This window comes from Mycobacterium sp. IDUB_17 (genome assembly GCF_055419465.1).
This window is the reverse complement of record NZ_JBVAXS010000006.1, coordinates 225,582-244,612: the sequence shown is the minus strand read 5'-3', so window position 1 is coordinate 244,612 and position 19,031 is coordinate 225,582. Positions and strand designations below refer to the sequence as shown.

Sequence of the window (19,031 nt, the reverse complement as noted above, 5' to 3'; positions counted from 1 at the left end):
CCACACTTAGGGTTGAACGATGTTGATCATTGCGCTCGTGCTTGCCGTCATCGGCCTGGCCGCGCTGGTGACCGCTGTGGTCACCAGCAATGAGCTGATCGCCTGGGTCTGTATCGGCGCCAGCGTGATCGGTGTGCTGCTGCTGATCATCGACGCATTGCGGGAACGCTCGCGCGGAACGAAGACCGGTGACGACGAAGACGGCGACGGCACTGTCGCGGTTTCGGATATCCCCGAGGCCGGCGCCACCGAGACGACCGAGACCTTCGACGCGGTGGATGCGCCGGTGGATTATCCCGATGACTTGGTCGCCGAGCCTGAGTCAGATGTCGCCGTGGAGTCCGACGCCGCTGATGTGGACGTCGAGGCCGACGATTCCGCCGAGAAGCACAAGAACTAACTCTCGCCTGGTCCCGTGGTGGACTCGGCCAGCAGGCGGCGCACCTCGTCGTCGCTGACCTGGTGGAAATCCACGAACGCTTGACCCACCGCTTCGAACATGGGCGGGGTACTCATGCACACCACGTCGTCGGCCTCATCCCGTAGTTGATTGCTCAGGGTCGGTGGGCCGACCGGTACCGCCACCACGACCCGCCGGGCCGCCCGCACAGCGCGGACCGCGGCCAGCATGGTGGCCCCGGTGGCGATGCCGTCGTCGACCAGGATCACCGTCCTGCCGGGAAGTTCGGGCGCCGGACGTCCTCCGCGATAGGCCTGTTCCCGCCGTTCGATTTCGGCGGTCTCGCGCCGGATGGTCTCGACGATGGTGTCTTCATCGATACCGAGGCGATCCACCAGTCCGTCGTTGATCACCAGGCCGCCGCCGGAAGCCACCGCACCCATGGCGAGCTCCGGCCATTGGGGCACGCCCAGCTTGCGGACCACGAAGATGTCCAGCGGCGCGTGGAGGTGGGCGGCGACTTCTGCGGCGATCGGGACTCCGCCCCGGGCCAGGCCCAGGACGAGTACGTCGGGTCGGTCCCGATACGACACCAGCTGTTCGGCCAGGACCCGGCCCGCTTCGTGGCGGTCCTGGTAGATGCGATCTCTGCCGGTTCGCAGACTCCAGGCGTTCATCAGCGCTGTTGCCGGCTCTCGAAAAATTCTGCCGGCTAGATGCCAGCCTACGTCGACGGCTGCGCCCGGACCACCCGGTTCAGGAAGCCGCGGACCAGCGTGCGCAGCCGGGCGGCCGCGTCGTCGGTGAATTCCTTTGTTTGCAAGCGCAATTCATCGTGGCTGCGGCCGATGTCGGCTGCCGAACCGTCGCGGTCGTGGGCCAACCAGACTTCCAACAGCTCCGAATCGAGTTCGGGGTGGAACTGCAGCGCCAGCGCCGTGCCCAGGATGAACGCCTGTGAGGCGTCGGGTGTCCGGGCGATCTCGGTGGCCCCGGGCGGAAGGGTCCAGCGGTCGAAATGCCACTGGAACCACGGGCCACCCGGAACCACCTGATCGTCGTCGCTGGCCACGTCGTACCAGCCGACCTCGGGCGCGGGGGACCTGCTGACCGAACCGCCGAAGGCCTGCGCGATGAGCTGTCCACCGAAGCACACCCCGAGCACTCCGACGCCGGACTCGACCGCGCGGCGCACCATGGCCATCTGGGCTCCCACCCAGGTGTCGACCAGGGATTCGTCGTAGACCGACCAGCGCGCACCCAGCGGAACGATCACGTCGTAGCGGGTCGGGTCGGGGAGGGTCACCTCGCCGGCGGGGTCGTCGTCCCGCTCGGGGGCCACGACATCGAACGTGTCGATGTCGAATCCGCATTCGGCGAAGACACCGGCCAGCATGGCCTCGGTGGCCGTGCGGTCGTTGCGCAGAAACAGAACCTTCGATGTCACTCCGTCATTATCTCGGAACCCCGCCGGCGATCGTATTTCAGGTCCAGTTTTTGGACCTTCAGGCCGCCTCGAAGGTCACGGGCAGTGAGGCGGGCCCTGTGATCCCGGTCATCGGCTTCCATCGGGCTCGGCCAACGCAGCGTGGGTTGTGCAGCTTTCGGGTCAGCACGCGCAATGCCTCGGTGAGTTCGACCCTGGCAAGATGAACGCCGAGGCAGTAGTGCAGCCCGCCGCCGAACGTCATCATGGCCGGCGGGCCGATCCGGTTGACGTCGAACCGGTCGGGGTCGTCGTACACCTGTGGATCGCGGTTGGCCGCAGCGAAGTTCACGGCCACGTGGGTTCCGGCCGGGAAGATCAGGCCGGCCAGTTCGACATCCTCGCGGGTGGTCCGCACACTACTCAGGGCGATGGGGGTGTGCCGAAGGAGTTCGTCGACGAAAGTTGGTGCTATGTCGGGATTCTCGGCCAGTAGGAGCCACTGGTCGGGATAGTCGCACAGCACCTGGACGGCTGCCGCGAGTTGATTGCGGGTGGTATCGGTGCCGGCCAGCAGGACGCCACCGGCCAGCATCTGCAGCTCGGAGTGGGTCAGCCGGTCTCCGTCGACCTCTGCCCGGATCAGGTCGGACAGCAGATCGTCGGTGAGGGTGGTGCTTCGGCGGGTCACCATGGCGTCGACGTAATCGTCGAGTTGCAGCCAGGCCGCTTCGACCGTGTGGGCGTGGTCGCCGAGGTTCCAGCTGAACATCTTGAAGATGTCATCGGCCCATCGGGAGAACAGATGCCAGTCCCGGCGCGGTGCGCCGAGCAGCGCGCAGATCACCGGGATCGGATATTGCATGGCGATGTCGGTCACCACGTCGCACCGCCCCTCGGACAGACAGGGGTCGGTGAGCTCGGTGACGATGTCGATGCAGGCCTCCCGCAGCTTCTCGGCACTGCGGGGGGCGAACGCCTTGGCCACCAGTCGGCGCAGCCGAGTGTGTGATTCGCCGTCGATGCCCAGAAGGCTGCTGTTGGCGCGGTCCCACAGCGGGCCCGAGGTGATTCCCTGGGCGGCCAGGAACATGCCTCTGGGCACCTCGAAGCGTGCGTCGCGCAGCGCGGTGCGCACGAGGTCGTAGGTCAGCAGTTCCGGGCCGTGCGGTCCCATCGCGATCGGGGCGTGGGCGCGGGCCGCTGCGATCAGCCGGTGCACTTCCTCGGGGTCGGTCTCGTGTTCGTAGTCGAGCGTGGGAAGGGCGGCGTTGGTTACCAGGGTCATGACAGCCTCCGCGTGATCGGGCCAGGACCTGCTGATGTTGATGCTGGTCTGTCGGCTGCCGCGGGTCGTGAGTAGCGCGCTACGTCAGTTCTGCGGTTCGGATGCGGTCACCTTGCCCGGTAGCGCCGCTCGGGGCGGCCGGCACCGTACTGCAACCGCAGCTCGAGTGCGCCGGTGCTCAGGTAGTACTCCAGGTAGCGGCGCGCGCTGACCCTTGAAATACCCACCAGTTCAGCACATTCGGCGGCTGATACCTCGCCCGCGCCGCGAACCGCATCCATCACCAGCCGGCCGGTCTCGGATCCGAGCCCCTTGGGCAGGACGGCTGCCGGGCCACCGAACAGGGCGTCGATGGTCGATTGATCCGCGCCGCCCTCAGCCGCCAGCGCCTCGGCACGCGCGGCGAAGGCCACCAGTTTCGCCTGCAGCTGATCGAAGTCGAACGGTTTGATCAGGTAGTCGGCGGCCCCGCCGTCCAACGCGCCGCGCACCGTGTCGAGTTCGCGGGCTGCGGTAACCATGATGACGCCGACGCGGTTGCCCTCGGCGCGCAGCCGTCGCAGCACCTCCAACCCGGTCATGTCCGGCAGGTAGACGTCGAGCAGGATCAGGTCGGGACCAAGTTCGGCCGAGACCGCGAGGGCCTCGGTTCCGTTGTGTGCTACCGACACCGCGCGGTATCCGTCGACACGGTCGACGAAGCGGCGATGTATCTCGGCGACCATGAAGTCGTCGTCGACGACAAGTACGTCACGCATGGAGCCGCACCACGAACAGCGCGCCGCCGCCGGGGGCGTCGGTCACTTCGACGTCTCCGCCGTGCTGGGCGGCCACCAGGCGCACCAGGGCCAGCCCGATGCCCCTGCCCCCTGGGACGTCGGCCTTGGATGTGACTCCGCGGGAGAAGATGGTCTCCCGAAGATCCTCGGGCACACCGGGTCCCGAATCCGACACGGCCAGCAGCAGCCCGGCCGAGTCGTCGATGCGCACGGTCACCTGTGCTGTTGTCGAGCCGACGGACACGTCGACGGCGTTGTCGATCAGATTGCCCAGCAGTGTGATCACGTCGGTCGCCAGGGCCGGGTCGAGCGGGCTGAGGTGACTGTCGCCGGTCAGGGCGAGGGCAACCCCGCTCTCGGCGGCCAGCGACGTCTTGGCGATCAGCAGTGCGGCCACCGCGGGATCGGAAACGTGTTGGGTGACAGCCTCGTTGATCTCGGCACGGCGCCGGGTCAGGGTGCCCACCAGGTCTCGTACCGCGTCGAATTCGGCCAGTTGCACCAGTCCGGAGATGGTGTGCAGCTGATTGGAGAACTCGTGGGTCTGAGCCCGCAGGGTGTCCGTCACGCTTCGGTGTGAGGACAGTTGTGCCTGCAGTGCGGCGAGCTCGGTGCTGTCGCGCATGGTGGTCACGGTACCGATGGTCCTGCCCTGACTGCGGGCCGCGCGGCGGTTGAGCGCCAGCACCCGGGTCCGGGTGGTGATCACCACGTCCGAATCGTCGGCGCGAGTTCCTCCACCGGACAACAGGAATGACACCACGGCAGGTTCCAGACCGACCTCGTCGGCACGGCGGCCAACCGCGTCTGCGCCGATGCCCAGTAGGTCGGATGCGCTGTCGTTGATCACCGTGACGACTCCCTCGTTGTTCACTGCGACCACGCCCTCACGGATGCTGTGCAACAGGGCTTCCCGGTGATCGGCCAGGCTGGCGATCTCGGCGATGTCCAGACCACGGGTGTGGCGGTTGATGCGACGCGACAACAGCCACGACGCAAGCATCCCGAGCGTCGCGCCCAGTCCGAGGTAGATCAGCAGCCGTTCGCCGGCCCCGCCCAACAACTCCCACATCGACGGGTAGCGCTCGCTGACCGAGACGATCGCCAGCACCGCACCGTCGGCACCCAGTACCGGCACCTGGCCCACCAGTCGATGCGTGCCGCTGACGTCGGTGTCTCCGGACCAGGCGCGGCCCTCATCGGCGCGGGTGGTGCTCAGGTCGAGTCGTTGCCCGACGCGCGCCGGATCGGACGACACGCGCACATTTCCGGCTGGATCGGCGATCTCGGCCAGCTCGGCGCCCGACAGCGCCACCGCGCGGTCGACCTCGGGTGCCAGCACCTGGGCGGCGAACGGGTCGTCATACCGGTCCCGGACGATCGGTGTGGACGCCATGTTCTCGGCGACCGCGATCATCCGCTGCCCGCGGACATCCCGGAACTCCCGGGTGGACTGCGCCACCGACACCGCGGCCACCGCAATCAGTACCACCGCGACGACCAGCAGTTGGAACACCAGGAAGCGCCCGGCCAGGCTGCCGCCCCGCAACAACCGTGACCGCGCGACTGGTGAACGCCCGACCGGTGAACTCAACGACCAAAACTTCCTTTGCGTCCGAATGGGTGACCTGCGTCACGTCAGGGGTCCAGTATTGCTGACCATGAGGTTCCGACGTCTAGGTGCCGCGCTGATGGTGGCCGTGGTCGCAGTGATGCTGGTGACGGCGTGCGGCGTCACCCGCGGTGACCAATCCCGCGGCCTGCACCGGCTGCGCATGATGGTGCCCAACAGCCCGGGCGGCGGCTATGACCTGACCGCGCGCACCGCGGTGAAGATCATGGAAGACACCGATATCACCGGGCGCATCGAGGTATTCAACGTCATCGGGGCCGGCGGCACCGTGGCCATGGCCCGGCTGATGAACGAAAAGGGCAACGACGACCTCATGATGATGATGGGGCTGGGAGTGGTGGGAGCCGTGTACACGAACGGCTCCTCGGCGCGCGCATCGGACGCCACTGCACTGGCCAAGATGGTCGAGGAGCAGGAAGGCATTCTGGTGCCAGGGGATTCGCCGTTCCGCACCATCGGCGAGCTGGTCGCGGCGTGGAAGGCCGATCCCGCGAAGGTCACGATCGGCGGCGGATCCTCGCCCGGCGGACCGGATCACCTGTTCCCGATGGAAACCGCACGCGCCGTCGGAGTCGACCCCCGCAAGGTCAACTACATCACCTATGACGGCGGCGGTGACCTGCTGACGGCCCTGCTGGGCAAGAAGATCGCGGCCGGCACCACCGGACTCGGCGAGTTCGTCGACCAGATCGAGGCCGGGCAGGTCCGGGTGCTGGCGGTGTCGGGGGCCAGACGCGTCGAGGGGATCGATGCGCCCACCCTGACCGAGGCCGGCATCGACCTCACGTTCACCAACTGGCGCGGAATACTCGCGCCGCCAGGGATTTCCGGTGAGGCCAGGGACGCGATGGTGCGCGCCCTGACTGATCTGCACGGCACCCAGCAGTGGCGCGACGCGCTGGTCAAGAACGGCTGGAGTGACGCGTTCAGCACCGGCGCGGACTTCGAACAATTCCTGCGTGATCAGGACAAGCGCGTCTCGACGACGCTGACCGAATTGGGGTTGTTGTGAAGGTCGACAAGGCCCAGTATCTGGTGTGCGCGGTCCTGGTGGCCGTGGGCGGATTCCTGATTTATGACGCGCTCACCTTGACCGGCGGGTTCGCCAAGGTCGACCCCGTTGGGCCGCGGGCATTTCCGCTGGGGACCGGGATCGTCCTGATCGTGCTCGCCGTCGTCCTGGCGATCGTGATCCCGCGCGGATCGGTCGGTGAGGCGGACGCCGGTGAGGATGTCGACCCGAACATGCCGGGGGACTGGCGCACGGTGGGTCTCCTGGTCGGATTGTTCGTGCTGGTGATCGTTCTGGTCAAGCCGTTGGGTTGGGCGATCATGGGCGCACTGCTGTTCGCCGGGGCGGCAACGATTCTCGGCAATCGCCACTACCTCCGCAACCTCGCGATCGGCACGGTGCTGTCGGTGGCGAGCTTCTACGCGTTCTACTCCGGGCTCGGAATTCCGCTGCCCGCAGGCATTCTGGACGGGATTCTGTGAATGGGTAACTTCGAATGGTTGCTTCAGGGGTTCGCCGAGGCCGCGACCCCGATGAACCTGCTGTACGCCGTGATCGGCGTGCTGTTGGGTACCGCGGTCGGTGTGCTGCCGGGCATCGGCCCGGCCATGACGGTGGCCCTGCTGCTGCCGGTGACCTACAACGTCAGCCCCAGCGCGGCTTTCATCATGTTCGCCGGGATCTTCTACGGCGGGATGTACGGCGGGTCGACCACCTCGATCCTGCTGAACACCCCGGGTGAATCCTCGTCGGTGATCACCGCGATCGAGGGCAACAAGATGGCCAAGGCCGGCCGGGCCGCGCAGGCGCTGGCCACCGCCGCGATCGGTTCCTTCGTCGCGGGCGCGATCGGCACCGCGCTGCTGGCTGCCTTCGCGCCGCCGATCTCGCGGTTCGCGGTGACCCTCGGCGCGCCGTCCTACCTGGCGATCATGCTGTTCGCCCTGGTCGCGGTCACCGCCGTGCTCGGCTCCTCCAAGTTGCGCGGCGCGATCTCGCTGTTCCTCGGTCTGGCGATCGGGGTGGTCGGCATCGACTTCCTCACCGGCCAGCCACGCGCCACGTTCGGCCTGCCGCAGTTGTCCGACGGCATCGACATCGTGGTGATCGCGGTGGCGATCTTCGCGCTCGGCGAGGCGCTGTGGGTGGCGGCGCATCTGCGCCGCCGGCCGGCCGACGTGATCCCGGTGGGCCGGCCGTGGATGAGCCGTGAGGACTTCGGCCGGTCGTGGAAGCCGTGGCTGCGTGGCACCGCCTACGGGTTCCCGTTCGGCGCGCTGCCGGCCGGCGGCGCCGAGTTGCCGACGTTCCTGTCCTACATCACCGAGAAGCGGCTGTCGGCGCACCCTGAAGAGTTCGGCAAGGGCGCCATCGAGGGCGTGGCCGGACCCGAGGCGGCCAACAACGCCTCGGCGGCGGGCACCCTGGTGCCGATGCTGTCGCTGGGGCTGCCCACCAACGCCACCGCCGCGGTGATGCTGACGGCGTTCGTGTCCTATGGGATTCAGCCCGGGCCAACGCTTTTCGAGAAGGAACCGCTGCTGATCTGGACCCTGATCGCCAGCCTGTTCATCGGCAACTTCCTGCTGCTGGTGCTCAACCTGCCGCTGGCGCCGCTGTGGGCCAAGCTGCTGCGCACGCCGCGGCCGTACCTGTATGCGGGCATCCTGTTCTTCGCCACGTTGGGGGCGTTCGCGGTCAACGTGCAAACCCTGGACCTGGTCCTGCTGCTGGTATTCGGGCTGCTCGGTTTGATGATGCGCCGCTTCGGATTGCCGGTGCTGCCGTTGATCATCGGGGTGATCCTGGGCCCGCGCATCGAACGGCAATTACGTCAGAGCCTGCAACTCGGCGGCGGCGAGTGGACCAGTCTGTTCACCGAGCCCGTCGCGATCGTCACTTATGTGCTCGTGGCCATCCTGTTGTTGATGCCGTTGGTGCTCAAGCTGATGCACCGCAGTGAGGAGACGCTGTTGATCGTCGAGGATGATGCGGATCAGCAGGAGAAGGCGGCCCAAGCATGACAACCGACGAGCGCTTGCGCGAGGAGAATTCATGATCGTCGTCGGCTACACCGCGGACGCCTTCGGCATTGCCGCCGTCGAGCACGGTATCGCCGAGGCCGCCCTGCGGGGCACCAGCCTGCTGGTGATCAACGCGACCTCGGGCGAGGCCTATGTGGATTCCCGGTTCGCCCGCTCCGGTCAGGTCCACGATGTCGAGGAACGGTTGCGGGAGAGTGGCGTGCCGTTCGAGTTGCGCCAACCCGTGGGGGTCGACGCGGCCACCGAACTGCTCGATGCGATGGAGGCCGCCGACGCTGAGTTGCTGGTGATCGGCATCCGGCACCGCAGCCCGGTGGGCAAGTTGTTGCTCGGCAGCGTGTCGCAACAACTGCTGCTGGAATGCCCGAAACCGGTGCTGGCGGTCAAGCCCACACATCACTGATGCACTCTGACCTGGGATGATGCCCCTCACACGGGGCATCTACGGGTGGTGAGCATCAGTTTTCGTGGCGATAACGTCGCCGGAAAGATCCGACAACACCCTCACCCGATGATGGGGGCATGGCGGACGGCGCGGCCCCGGGTTCGGTCCCGGACAAGACACACCGGACGGCGTGTTCGTACTGTGGCGTCGGATGCGGCATCGAGGTCACTACCAGGGTCGATGACGGCCGCACGGTGATTGCCCGGGTCAGCGGCGACAAGCTGCATCCCACGAATTTCGGCCGGCTGTGCACCAAGGGGGCGATGCACGCCGAGATGATGGCCGCTGACGAAGATCGGCTCCAGTCCGCTTTGCTGCGGCCCACGCGTGCGGATGAACTGCTGCCGACACCGGTGGACGACGCGGCAGCCGAGGCGGGACGCCGGCTGCGGGCCATCGTCGACGAGCACGGACCCGATGCCGTCGCGCTCTATGTGTCCGGCCAGATGACTCTGGAGGCGCAGTACCTGGCCACCAAGCTCGCCAAGGGATTCCTGCGTACCGTGCACATCGAATCGAATTCCCGGTTGTGCATGGCGAGTGCGGGCACCGGCTTCAAACAGTCGCTCGGCTCCGACGGGCCGCCGGGCTCCTACACCGACTTCGACCGGGCCGACCTGTTCTTCGTCTCCGGTGCGAACATGGCCGACTGTCATCCGATTCTGTTCCTGCGCATGGCCGATCGGCTCAAGGCCGGAGCCAAGCTGATCGTCGTGGACCCGCGCCGGACGGCGACCGCCGAACGCGCCGACCTGTTCCTGCAGATCAAGCCGGGAACCGATCTGGCGCTGCTCAATGGCCTGCTGCACCTGCTGGTCGAACGAGGCGACATCGATCATGAGTTCATCGCCGAACACACCACGGGTTGGGATGCGATGCCGGAATTCCTGGCCGGCTACCCACCGGCCCGGGTTGCCGAGATCACCGGAATCCCCGAAGCTGACATCCGCACCGCCGCAGCGATGATCGCCGAGGCCGGGGAGTGGATGAGTTGCTGGACCATGGGTCTCAACCAGAGCACACACGGAACCTGGAACACCAACGCCATCTGCAACCTGCATCTAGCCACCGGCGCGATCTGCCGCCCCGGCAGCGGTCCGATGTCGTTGACCGGTCAGCCCAACGCCATGGGCGGCCGGGAAATGGGTTACATGGGACCGGGTCTGCCCGGCCAGCGGTCAGTGCTCGCGGCCGATGACCGCGCATTCGTCGAGACCCGGTGGGGTGTCGAACCCGGCACCATCCGCTCCGAGGTGGGCCCGGGCACCATCGGTATGTTCGAACAAATGGAGCAGGGCAAGATCAAGGCCTGCTGGATCATCTGCACGAATCCCGTTGCCACCGTGGCCAACCGGAAGACCGTGATCAACGGCTTGGAGGCCGCCGAGCTGGTCGTCGTCCAGGATGCCTACCGGTCCACGGCGACCAATCACTACGCCGACGTCCTGCTGCCCGCTGCGTTGTGGGCGGAATCCGAAGGCGTCATGGTCAATTCGGAGCGCAACCTGACCCTGCTGTCCCCGTCGGTCGCCCCACTGGGGCAGGCCCGACCGGACTGGCAGCTGATCTGCCAGGTGGCCGCGCATCTCGGGTTCGCCGAACACTTCGCTTACCGGTCCGCGGAAGAGGTCTTCTCGGAGATCCGCGGGTTCGCCAACCCGAAGACCGGATATGACCTGCGCGGCGCCGACTATGAGCGGCTGCGCGAGACCCCGTTGCAGTGGCCGGTCCCACCGGTCGACGGCCCCGGTGGGGAGGACGACCGGCACCCCATCCGCTACCTCAACGACGGCGTGAGCCAGGACCTGTTCGTCGACGCCGACGGTAACCGGCCCCGGCTGGCCTTCCCGACGCCGTCGCGGCGGGCTGTCTTTTTCGCCCGGCCGCACATGGATGCCGCGGAACTGCCCGATGACGATTATCCGATGGTGCTCAACACCGGTCGGCTGCAACATCAATGGCACACCATGACCAAGACCGGCAAGGTGGACAAACTCAACAAGCTCAATCCCGCTCCGTTCGTCGAAATCCACCCGCTGGACGCCCTGGAGCTCGACATCGTGGAGGGGCAGCCGGTCGAGCTGACGTCCCGGCGTGGGCGTGCAGTGCTCCCCGCGGTGTTGTCGGACCGGGTGCGGCCGGGCAACTGCTTTGCGCCGTTTCACTGGAACGACGAACACGGCGAGTACCTGACCGTCAATGCCGTGACCAACGATGCTGTCGACCCGGACTCGTTGCAGCCGGAGTTCAAGGTGTGCGCAGTCAGCCTGCGTCCGGTCCTGACGGTCGACGGGACCCCGGCGCTGCATCCGCTGGCGGCCGAGATGGGGTTGAGCGCCGCACACAAGCCGTCCCTGAGTCAGGACGAAAAGATCTATCTGGCCGGATTTTTCACCGGTCTGCCGGACGCCCCCGTGGGCATGCCGGTAGCTCCGGCGGCAGCGCCGCTCAGTGCCAAGGTGCGGCTTTGGGTGGACGGGATGCTGGCCGGACGCTATTCGCGGGCCGGCGGCGGTGCGCCGGGCGAGAGGTCGGTGCCCGGCGGGCCGCTGGTGTTGTGGGCCTCGCAGACCGGCACCGCCGAGGAATTCGCGGCGGGGCTGGCGGGCCGCATCGACGGGGCTTCGTTGGTCAACATGGACGACCTCGCGCTGGCCGACCTTGCCGCCGCACGCGACATCCTGGTGGTCACCAGTACGTTCGGTGACGGGGGCCCACCGGACAACGGCGCCGACTTCTGGAGCCGGCTGCAGGCCCCGGACGCCCCGCGGCTGCACGGTGTCCGCTATGCGGTACTCGGCATCGGTGACAAGTCCTACGACAACTTCTGCGGGCACGCCAAATCCCTGGACCAGCGGCTGGCCGATCTCGGTGCCACCAAGCTGCTCGAGCGCGCCGACTGTGAGGCCTACGATGACGAGCCGTTGCGGCGCTGGGCCGATTCGGTTACCACAGCGCTCGCCGGTGCCACGCCCGTCCCGGCCATCGCCGGCGGAGGTCCCGGCACCGTCATCCGCACCGAGTCTGACGAATTCACCAGGGCCAAGCCGATTCTGGCCGTACTGGCGCGCAACGAGCTGCTGACGACGTCGACCGCGGCCAAGGAGGTCCGTCAATTCGGCTTCGACATCTCCGAGTACGACGTGAGTTATTCGGTCGGTGACTCACTGGGCGTCTATGCCAGCAACGATCCGGCCGTGGTCGACTCCTGGCTGGCGGCCACCGCACTCAACCCGGACTCGGTGATCGAGGTCGACGGTGTGGAGCAGTCGCTGCGCGATGCCCTCATCTCGTCATACGACATCTGTAGGGTGACGCCGGACCTGTTGCGGTTCGTCGCGGAGTCCTGCACGGACAAGTCCGCGGCCAAGATCCTGCGCAATTCCGGTGAGCGGCGCAGCAATTGGATGCGCAACCGCAACGGCCTCGACGTCGTGAGCGAGTTCGCGGTGCGCGCGGAGCCCGAACAGTGGCAAGAGGTTCTGGTCCGGCTGACCCCGCGCAACTACTCGATCTCGTCGAGCCCGCTGGTCAGTCCGCACGAGGTCCAGCTGACGGTGTCGGTGGTGCGTTACCGCGGTGCCGGCGGCTCGGCCCGGGGCGGAGTGTGTTCCACCTTCCTGGCCGACCGCGCCGCGGCCGCGCCGGTGTTCCTGCAGCGGTCACCGCATTTCCGGCCGCCCGAGGACGCGGGCACGCCGATGATCATGGTCGGCCCGGGTACCGGCGTGGCGCCCTTCCGGGGATTCCTGCAGGAGCGCCGGGCGCTGGGGCACGGCGGTCGCAACTGGTTGTTCTTCGGCGATCAGCACCGCCGCGAGAACTTCTACTATCGCGACGACCTGGAGGACATGGTCGAGGACGGCTTTCTGAGCCGGCTGGATCTGGCGTTCTCCCGCGATCAGGCCGACCGGGTGTACGTGCAACACAAGATGCTCGACCGTGGGGCCGAGGTATGGCGCTGGCTCGACGACGGTGCCCACTTCTACGTCTGCGGTGACGCCTCCCGGATGGCCAAAGATGTGGACACCACGCTGACCACGATCCTGCGCACCCACGGTGCGATGTCCGAAGACGCCGCGCGCGACTACAAGCGGGAACTGGTCGCCCAGAAGAGGTACGTGCGAGACGTGTATTGAGCTCGCGTCATTGAACTCCGGTTACTGGCCCAGGTCGTTCCAGACGATCTTGGCGAGTTCATCACGGTCGGCCACGCCGAGCTTGATGCAGGCCCGGTAGATGTGTCCCTCCACGGTGCGGACCGAGACGGTGAGCCGTTCGGCGATGTCGCGGTTCGACAATCCCTGGGCCACCAGTCCGGCCACCTCGCGTTCGCGCGCGGTGACCGGCAGCGGGCGCGCGGCCGATCGGATCGCCGGGGTGGCGGCGCCGCCGCACTTGGACGCCAATTGCAGTGCGTGCGCGGCGGATTCGGTGCTGTTGCGGCGATGCCCGGCCTTGTCGTGCAGGGGCACCGCCTGAGCGGCGGCGTCAGCCGCCGACAGCAGCAGACCGACCTCCTCGAACGCGCCGGCCACCTTGTCCAGTTCGCTCGGGTCGGCGGCGGTCACGGCCGCGGCGTGTCGTGCGTAGAGGGCGGGCAGCGGCCCCTCCGTCCGGTCGACCAGGTCCTGCAGGCGGCGGGTCACGCTGCGGTCGCCGAAGCGTGCCGCGCTGTGCAGGGCCTCGGCCTCGACCGCGAACTGGCCGGACGAGTGCGCCGCATCGGCGGCCGCCCGGGCCAGGTCGATCGCCGAGCGGTGTCCGCCCTTGGCTGCGGCCAGCCAGGCCTTGGCGATCATCCGCAGGGGCTCGTGCAGTGCCATGAACTCGCCCGAGTGTTCCTTGGCATCCTCGAGCACCCGCTCGGCCTCGGCGGGGTTGCCCACCCCGGCGTATGCGCGGGCCAGTAGCAACCGGCCGGGCAGCTGCCAGGGCAGGGAGCTCTCGGCGTTCAGCGCGGCCAGGGCCTGTTCGATCGCCAGGATGGCGTCGCGGAACCGGCCGCTGTGCGTGGCCGCCACGCCTTCCATGATCTTGGCGATGGCCCAGCCGGCGAACTGGCCGGCCGAGGAGAACTCGGCGTACTCGGTGGCGCGCTGCTGGGCCAGATCCAACCGGCCGGTGTACGCCAGAGCCAGCACCTCGCCGTAGAACACCATGATCCGGACCATGCCGTCGGTGGTCTTGCGCTCGGTGCGGCACCGCGATGCGATCGGCAGGAAATCGTTGCCGCGACCGATCAACGGCATCGACAGGCCGGCCGCGAACGCCGCGAAATCCACCGCCTGCCGGGGCGCCTCAGGGTTTGCCAGCACCCGTTCGGCGATCTCCAGCCCCTCGGGAATCTTGTTCCGGTGAACGGCCATGCCCGCGCCGGTCGCATCGACGATCAGTCGGAGGGTCGGATGGGTGACCCGCTCCCGCAGGAGAGCCAGCACCTGATCCGCGCGCACCACATCGCCCATTGACCAGAAGAGGTTGGACAGTCGGGGAATGCCCCACTGCACGAGCTCCATCTCGTTGAGGTCGGCAGGGGAGAACTGCTCGAGGATGGCGTCGGCCTGTACCGGGTGGCCCTGCCACAACAGCGCGCGGGACAGTAGTGCGGCTGCGCTCAGGCCACCGCCGTGGGCGAAGGCCGCACGGGCCAGTCTCTCGCCGAGCGGAAGGTTGGACAGGAACACCGCATCCTTGGCGGCCGTGATCAGCAGTTCGATGTCGGTGCCCTGGTCGCTCTCGATGGCCAACTCGGCCAATTTGATTCGGCTGGCGGGCGAATCGAGGTTGCGTTCGTGCAGGATCTTGGCGATCCGGCCCCGCAGCTTGCGGGCCGACGCGGTGCCGACCCGGCGGCGCACCGCCTCGCCGAACAGTGGGTGGCTGAACCGAACATTGATCTGACCGTCGTCGGCGACGATCCGGATCAGGCCGCGCATCTCGGCCGCATCCACCGCTTCCTCCCCGGCCAATTCGGCCAGGGCATCGATGTCCAGGGGTTCGCACAGGGCCAGCAGCTTCAGTGCGTGCAGCACATCCTCACCGGCGTGCGCCAGGCGCTCGTCGAGCAGTTCGACCAGCCCGGACGGGATGACGGTGGGGCCGCGGAACTGCCACACCCCGTTGACCTTGGTCAACGTGCCCGCGTCGACGGCGCCCTCGACCATGTTGCGCAGGAACAGCGGGTTGCCGCCCGAGGTCTCCCACATCACGTCGGCGCTGAGCCCTTCGAGGGTTCCGCCGAGCACGGCTTCGATGAGAGCGATGCTCTGCTGCTTGGTGAACGGGCTGAGTTCGAAGCGCTGGAGGTAACCGTCTTTCCACAGTGAGGTGACGGCGTCGGGTACCGGCTCGCCGGTGCGGACCGTGGCCACCACGTGGCCGGAGCGCTCGACCGCGATCTGGTGCAGCAGCGTCGCCGACAGCTGGTCCAGCAGGTGGGCATCGTCGATTCCGACGATGGTGTCACCGTCGGCCACAAGGGATTCGCGTGCCGATCCGATGAGCGCGATGGGGTCTCGCGATCCCGACGACGACACCCAGTGGGCGAACGCGCCGAGCGGGATGCTGCGCGACGATTCGGTGCATGCGGTCCAGTGCACCTTCCGGCTCAACGATGCGGTGACGGTGCGCGCCAACGTGGTTTTGCCGACTCCGGCAGCTCCGACGAGGACGACTCCGCAGCTGTCCGTCCCGCTGAGGGCGGCCCGAATGGCCTCGTGCTCGGCGGGCCGGTCCAAAAGCTGCCACTGACCAGGCATGAATCCTGAGTCTAGGGGTACCGGGGCCGGATCGCTGCCGAACAAGGGGTCGACGGGGCGGTGTGTGTCGGCGGTGGAGGCGAATGTTCTTCCCATTGCAAGCATTTCCCGTTCGCTGAGGGTCAATCCGGAAGTTCGGCAATGTTGGCGGGCTCGTGCCGGTCGATGTGATTCATCTGGTGCCGGAAGTCGCTCGATGCCTCGTACACCTTGCGCTTCAACCGATTGATGGATCCCAGAGGCCGGTGTGCCTCGAGGCCGCGCCACGAGTTGAAGGACAGCACGTCGTCGCCGTACGCGCGGCGCAATGCGCTGTAGGGGTTCTGCTCGGGGAACACCACCTTGGCGACCGGTAGGTACGGGGATTTCCAGGGCTTCGTGGCGTCCTCGATCGGCATCTCCTTGGTGTCGAGACACAGCTGCACGCTGAATGTGTATTCCGCGGAGTGCTTTTCGAAGAACGCCATGATCAGATCGCGGTGCTCATCCTGGCCGGGATTGCGTGGAAGGGTCTGGTCGGCAAGCGCTTTCACCTCCGGTGAGGTGGGCTCGTACTTGAATCGCGCCACATAGTCGCCATAGCGGATCGGGGCGGAGGAGTAGAACGTCTCGCCCAGGATCGGACGGTTGGGCGCGACGAACACGGCCAGATTGGGCGGTATCGGCAGACCGATCTTCTGGAGCGCGCCGAGCAGTTCACTGCCTGCCCACAGCGCGCCGTCGGACAACCGGGCCAGCAAGGTGGCGCTCAGCATCCCCAGCGTCCGGTAGGCATGGGCATCGGCGAACAGGAATTCCTCGTGGGTGACGAGCACGAAGTCCTGCGTGACATTCGGTTCATCGTCCATCGCGCGCTCGCCGTGCACGCCGATGGCTTTGATGCCGAGTCCGCGCACGCCGCGGTTCTTGTCGCTGCGCAGTACCCCCGAGGTGGTTGAGATGCGGGCGATCACCGGGAAGCTGCGCGCTTCGGCGAACATTCCCTGGGCGAGCACCTCGGGCAGATCCGGATTGACGATGAGCTCGCCGCGCAGGATGGCGTGACTCTTGGCGTGCGCGTCCCGCAGCCCGTGCTTGAACTTCTTGTACGCCCGTTCGTTGTTCTTGTGCAAGGCCTTGATGATCTTCTCGATGTCCTTGGCTTCGCCGGCCTTGGGTTGCTCGAGACTGTCGCGGTAGCGAACCGGGTCGAGGCTCTCTGCGAGGCGACGTACGTCGGCGGGGGCCATGGCTTCGGTCATGCGGATGCCTTTCTGGTGGGGGAGACGGGGTTCCAAGGGGCGAACGGGTTGGCGACCCCGGCCAGGGCCGGGGATAGTTCGGGAAAGTGGCGCAACAACACCGAGCGCATGTCGTTGTCGCGCACCCAGTTCATGCCGGCGACGGTGTAGGTCTCGTCACGGAAGTCGCTGGTGAAGAAGCGGTCGCTTTCCAGCCGACGGGTGGCCATCAGGATGAACACCCGGAACGCGGTGTCGCTGAAGCCGAATCCAGGCGGTTTGGGCTCGGCGTAGAGGCCGATCATCAGGTCGACGAGGTCCACGTCGTCGTCGTAGACCTCGCGCAGCTCGGCGGCCAGCACCGTCTCACCGGTCAGCTCCTCGAAAGTCTTCACCGGCCTGAGCCGGAACAACTCCCGGAACTGGTTGTAGCGCGGCACACCTCGTTCCCGGGACCGGATCAGGTCGATCGTGGCCAGATCCATCAGGGTGCCGTCGACGCGATGCATGTGCTGCAGGTGCCGCGGGAAGTTGTGCAGCGACAACGCCCCGGGGTGGGCGCGACCGAAGGAGTAGAACAGGTCGGCCATCGGGCTTTCGGACAGCCGGGCACGCACATTGAGCACCGACAGTTCAGGAAGCTCGTGCTGAGCGGTGACGTGGTCGTCGGCCAGCGAGCGGAAGGTGAACTCGTCGGGGATCAGCGGGTGCATCCGGTACACCGCGACGAACTCCTCGGTCAACGAATACGGCACGCCGTGATGTGTGGTGGGTGAGCCGGGGATGCCGTGCAGCAGCGGACTGATGCTGATCCGACCGATGCTGTGTCGGAACCGGCGGCCCAACCGCTCGCCCAGCAGCCCGAACCAGTTGACGCGCATGGCCGTCACCGTCGTCGGGTGCGCGATGATGGCCGGCGTCCAGTCCACGGTGTGGATCTTGGCCATCAATGCGGAATTGACCAGGCGGGCCTTGTCGTAGAGCTGTTGGCCGGTGAGATAGGGGTACGCCTGGGCCAGGTGGTCGCAGATGGCGTTGTGCTCGCGCATGAACAGTGAGTGCAGCAGGGCCAGGCCCACCCAGAAGTTCCCGACGGTGCCGGTCAGGTCGGCCGTCGCCTCGACCTCGGGCGGCGGCAGACCCGCGTCGTCGATACGCAGCTTGCCCTTATCGGGTGCGCGCAGGGCACGGGCGAATGCCGGTGTGGTCCCGTAGATCTGGGAGGCGTCCCACCAATGCGACTCCTGCGTGACGAAGGTTGGCGGCCCGACGGGACTGGGGTGCGGATCGGGCGGCGTGCGTTCGACCCGCATCGGTCGCTGGGGCCACGGGTCGTCGTCGTGCAACGGCACCACCCAGGGCTGGGTGGGGACCGAGCCGTGGGCGAACCAGTCGTGGACCTCGAACTGAATCCACGCCGCGGCCAGGAGATTCAGTGTGGTTGCGGGCTGAAAACTGTCGCGGGTCAGCAGGGTGCGGCTGATCAGCCGCGGGTTGGGTTCGAGCAGTTGCTGGGCGGATTCCGGATAGGAGTATTCGGGTGGGACGTTCCGGCCGAACCGGCAACCCACCGCACCCATCCTCGGGTCGCTGAGGTCGTTGTAGGAACCGTCACGGGTGCGGGCGCCCAGGTAATTGCCGATGTCGACGGGTCCGCTCGGGGGGATCGGGGCAGGTTCGGCGGCATACAGATTCGACGCCCGCAGCTGGTGCCGCAGTCCGATCAGTACGGCCAGACCGACGATCTTGGGAAGGCGTGCCCAGCCCACCGACTGGTCGATGCCCTGAGCGATCCGTGTCGCGAGTGTGACCGTCACCGATCGGGACTGGGACCAGACCGCGGCGATGTACGCAGGAGCCTGTCTCGCCGTGGTCACCATTCGTTGTTTCCCTCCGGTGAGGATGTGCTGCCTCCCCAAACACGATTGTTGTTCACCGGGACGGGAATGACATGAGTAGTGGGCTACTCGATCCGACCTTGCTGATCGGTGTGCGTTTCGAGTAGTCGAATACGCGTGTATG

General features: G+C 67.0%; 14 protein-coding genes. 6 read left to right on the top strand and 8 right to left on the bottom strand.

The features are described from left to right. Window positions 1–19 precede the first annotated feature (19 nt). The gene (locus ACZYZ7_RS24560; protein ID WP_463742026.1) at window positions 20–400 is read left to right on the top strand and encodes a hypothetical protein; all 381 of its coding nucleotides are present in this window, start codon (window positions 20–22) and stop codon (window positions 398–400) included. On the opposite strand, the gene ACZYZ7_RS24555 is transcribed toward ACZYZ7_RS24560, so the two are convergent. The 5 genes from ACZYZ7_RS24555 to ACZYZ7_RS24535 form a co-directional block, all read right to left on the bottom strand. Beyond that, on the bottom strand, window positions 397–1,077 hold the full coding sequence (locus ACZYZ7_RS24555) for a phosphoribosyltransferase (RefSeq protein WP_463742025.1): 681 nt from the start codon (window positions 1,075–1,077) through the stop codon (window positions 397–399). The genes ACZYZ7_RS24560 and ACZYZ7_RS24555 overlap by 4 nt on opposite strands. A gap of 47 nt (window positions 1,078–1,124) precedes the next feature. Next, a complete protein-coding gene (locus ACZYZ7_RS24550) occupies window positions 1,125–1,847 on the bottom strand; it encodes a type 1 glutamine amidotransferase (protein ID WP_450070647.1) in 723 nt (240 codons plus the stop codon). A gap of 58 nt (window positions 1,848–1,905) precedes the next feature. After that, a complete protein-coding gene (locus ACZYZ7_RS24545) occupies window positions 1,906–3,114 on the bottom strand; it encodes a cytochrome P450 (RefSeq protein WP_450070646.1) in 1,209 nt (402 codons plus the stop codon). Between the two features lie 107 nt (window positions 3,115–3,221). Further along, complete coding sequence (locus ACZYZ7_RS24540; protein WP_450070645.1) at window positions 3,222–3,872, bottom strand: response regulator; 651 nt, start codon at window positions 3,870–3,872, stop codon at window positions 3,222–3,224. Next, a complete protein-coding gene (locus tag ACZYZ7_RS24535) occupies window positions 3,865–5,487 on the bottom strand; it encodes a sensor histidine kinase (RefSeq protein WP_463742024.1) in 1,623 nt (540 codons plus the stop codon). The genes ACZYZ7_RS24540 and ACZYZ7_RS24535 overlap by 8 nt, the downstream gene beginning before the upstream one ends. A gap of 67 nt (window positions 5,488–5,554) precedes the next feature. On the opposite strand from ACZYZ7_RS24535, the gene ACZYZ7_RS24530 reads away from it, so the two are divergent. The 5 genes from ACZYZ7_RS24530 (at window position 5,555) to ACZYZ7_RS24510 (ending at window position 13,167) form a co-directional block, all read left to right on the top strand. Continuing rightward, on the top strand, window positions 5,555–6,538 hold the full coding sequence (locus tag ACZYZ7_RS24530) for a Bug family tripartite tricarboxylate transporter substrate binding protein (RefSeq protein ID WP_463742023.1): 984 nt from the start codon (window positions 5,555–5,557) through the stop codon (window positions 6,536–6,538). Beyond that, the gene (locus ACZYZ7_RS24525) at window positions 6,535–7,020 is read left to right on the top strand and encodes a tripartite tricarboxylate transporter TctB family protein (RefSeq protein WP_463742022.1); all 486 of its coding nucleotides are present in this window, start codon (window positions 6,535–6,537) and stop codon (window positions 7,018–7,020) included. Before ACZYZ7_RS24530 ends, ACZYZ7_RS24525 begins: the two co-directional genes overlap by 4 nt. Continuing rightward, a complete protein-coding gene (locus ACZYZ7_RS24520; RefSeq protein WP_463742021.1) occupies window positions 7,021–8,562 on the top strand; it encodes a tripartite tricarboxylate transporter permease in 1,542 nt (513 codons plus the stop codon). Window positions 8,563–8,593: 31 nt separating this feature from the next. Further along, entirely contained in the window at window positions 8,594–8,986 is a 393-nt protein-coding gene (locus tag ACZYZ7_RS24515) for a universal stress protein (RefSeq protein ID WP_135455675.1), read from the top strand. A 119-nt stretch (window positions 8,987–9,105) separates the two neighbouring features. Further along, window positions 9,106–13,167: a molybdopterin-dependent oxidoreductase gene (locus tag ACZYZ7_RS24510; protein ID WP_463742020.1), complete on the top strand. Its 4,062-nt coding sequence runs from the start codon at window positions 9,106–9,108 to the stop codon at window positions 13,165–13,167. Between the two features lie 21 nt (window positions 13,168–13,188). On the opposite strand, the gene ACZYZ7_RS24505 is transcribed toward ACZYZ7_RS24510, so the two are convergent. From ACZYZ7_RS24505 to ACZYZ7_RS24495, 3 genes are all read right to left on the bottom strand, one after another. Beyond that, window positions 13,189–15,789 carry a LuxR C-terminal-related transcriptional regulator gene (locus tag ACZYZ7_RS24505; protein WP_463742019.1) on the bottom strand — a complete coding sequence of 867 codons (2,601 nt, stop codon included), beginning with the start codon at window positions 15,787–15,789 and terminating at the stop codon, window positions 13,189–13,191. Between the two features lie 122 nt (window positions 15,790–15,911). Further along, window positions 15,912–17,018: a catalase family protein gene (locus tag ACZYZ7_RS24500; RefSeq protein WP_450070790.1), complete on the bottom strand. Its 1,107-nt coding sequence runs from the start codon at window positions 17,016–17,018 to the stop codon at window positions 15,912–15,914. Window positions 17,019–17,026: 8 nt separating this feature from the next. Next, window positions 17,027–18,889, bottom strand: coding sequence for a peroxidase family protein (locus ACZYZ7_RS24495; protein WP_463742018.1), 1,863 nt, complete (start codon window positions 18,887–18,889; stop codon window positions 17,027–17,029). Between the last annotated feature and the right edge of the window lie 142 nt (window positions 18,890–19,031).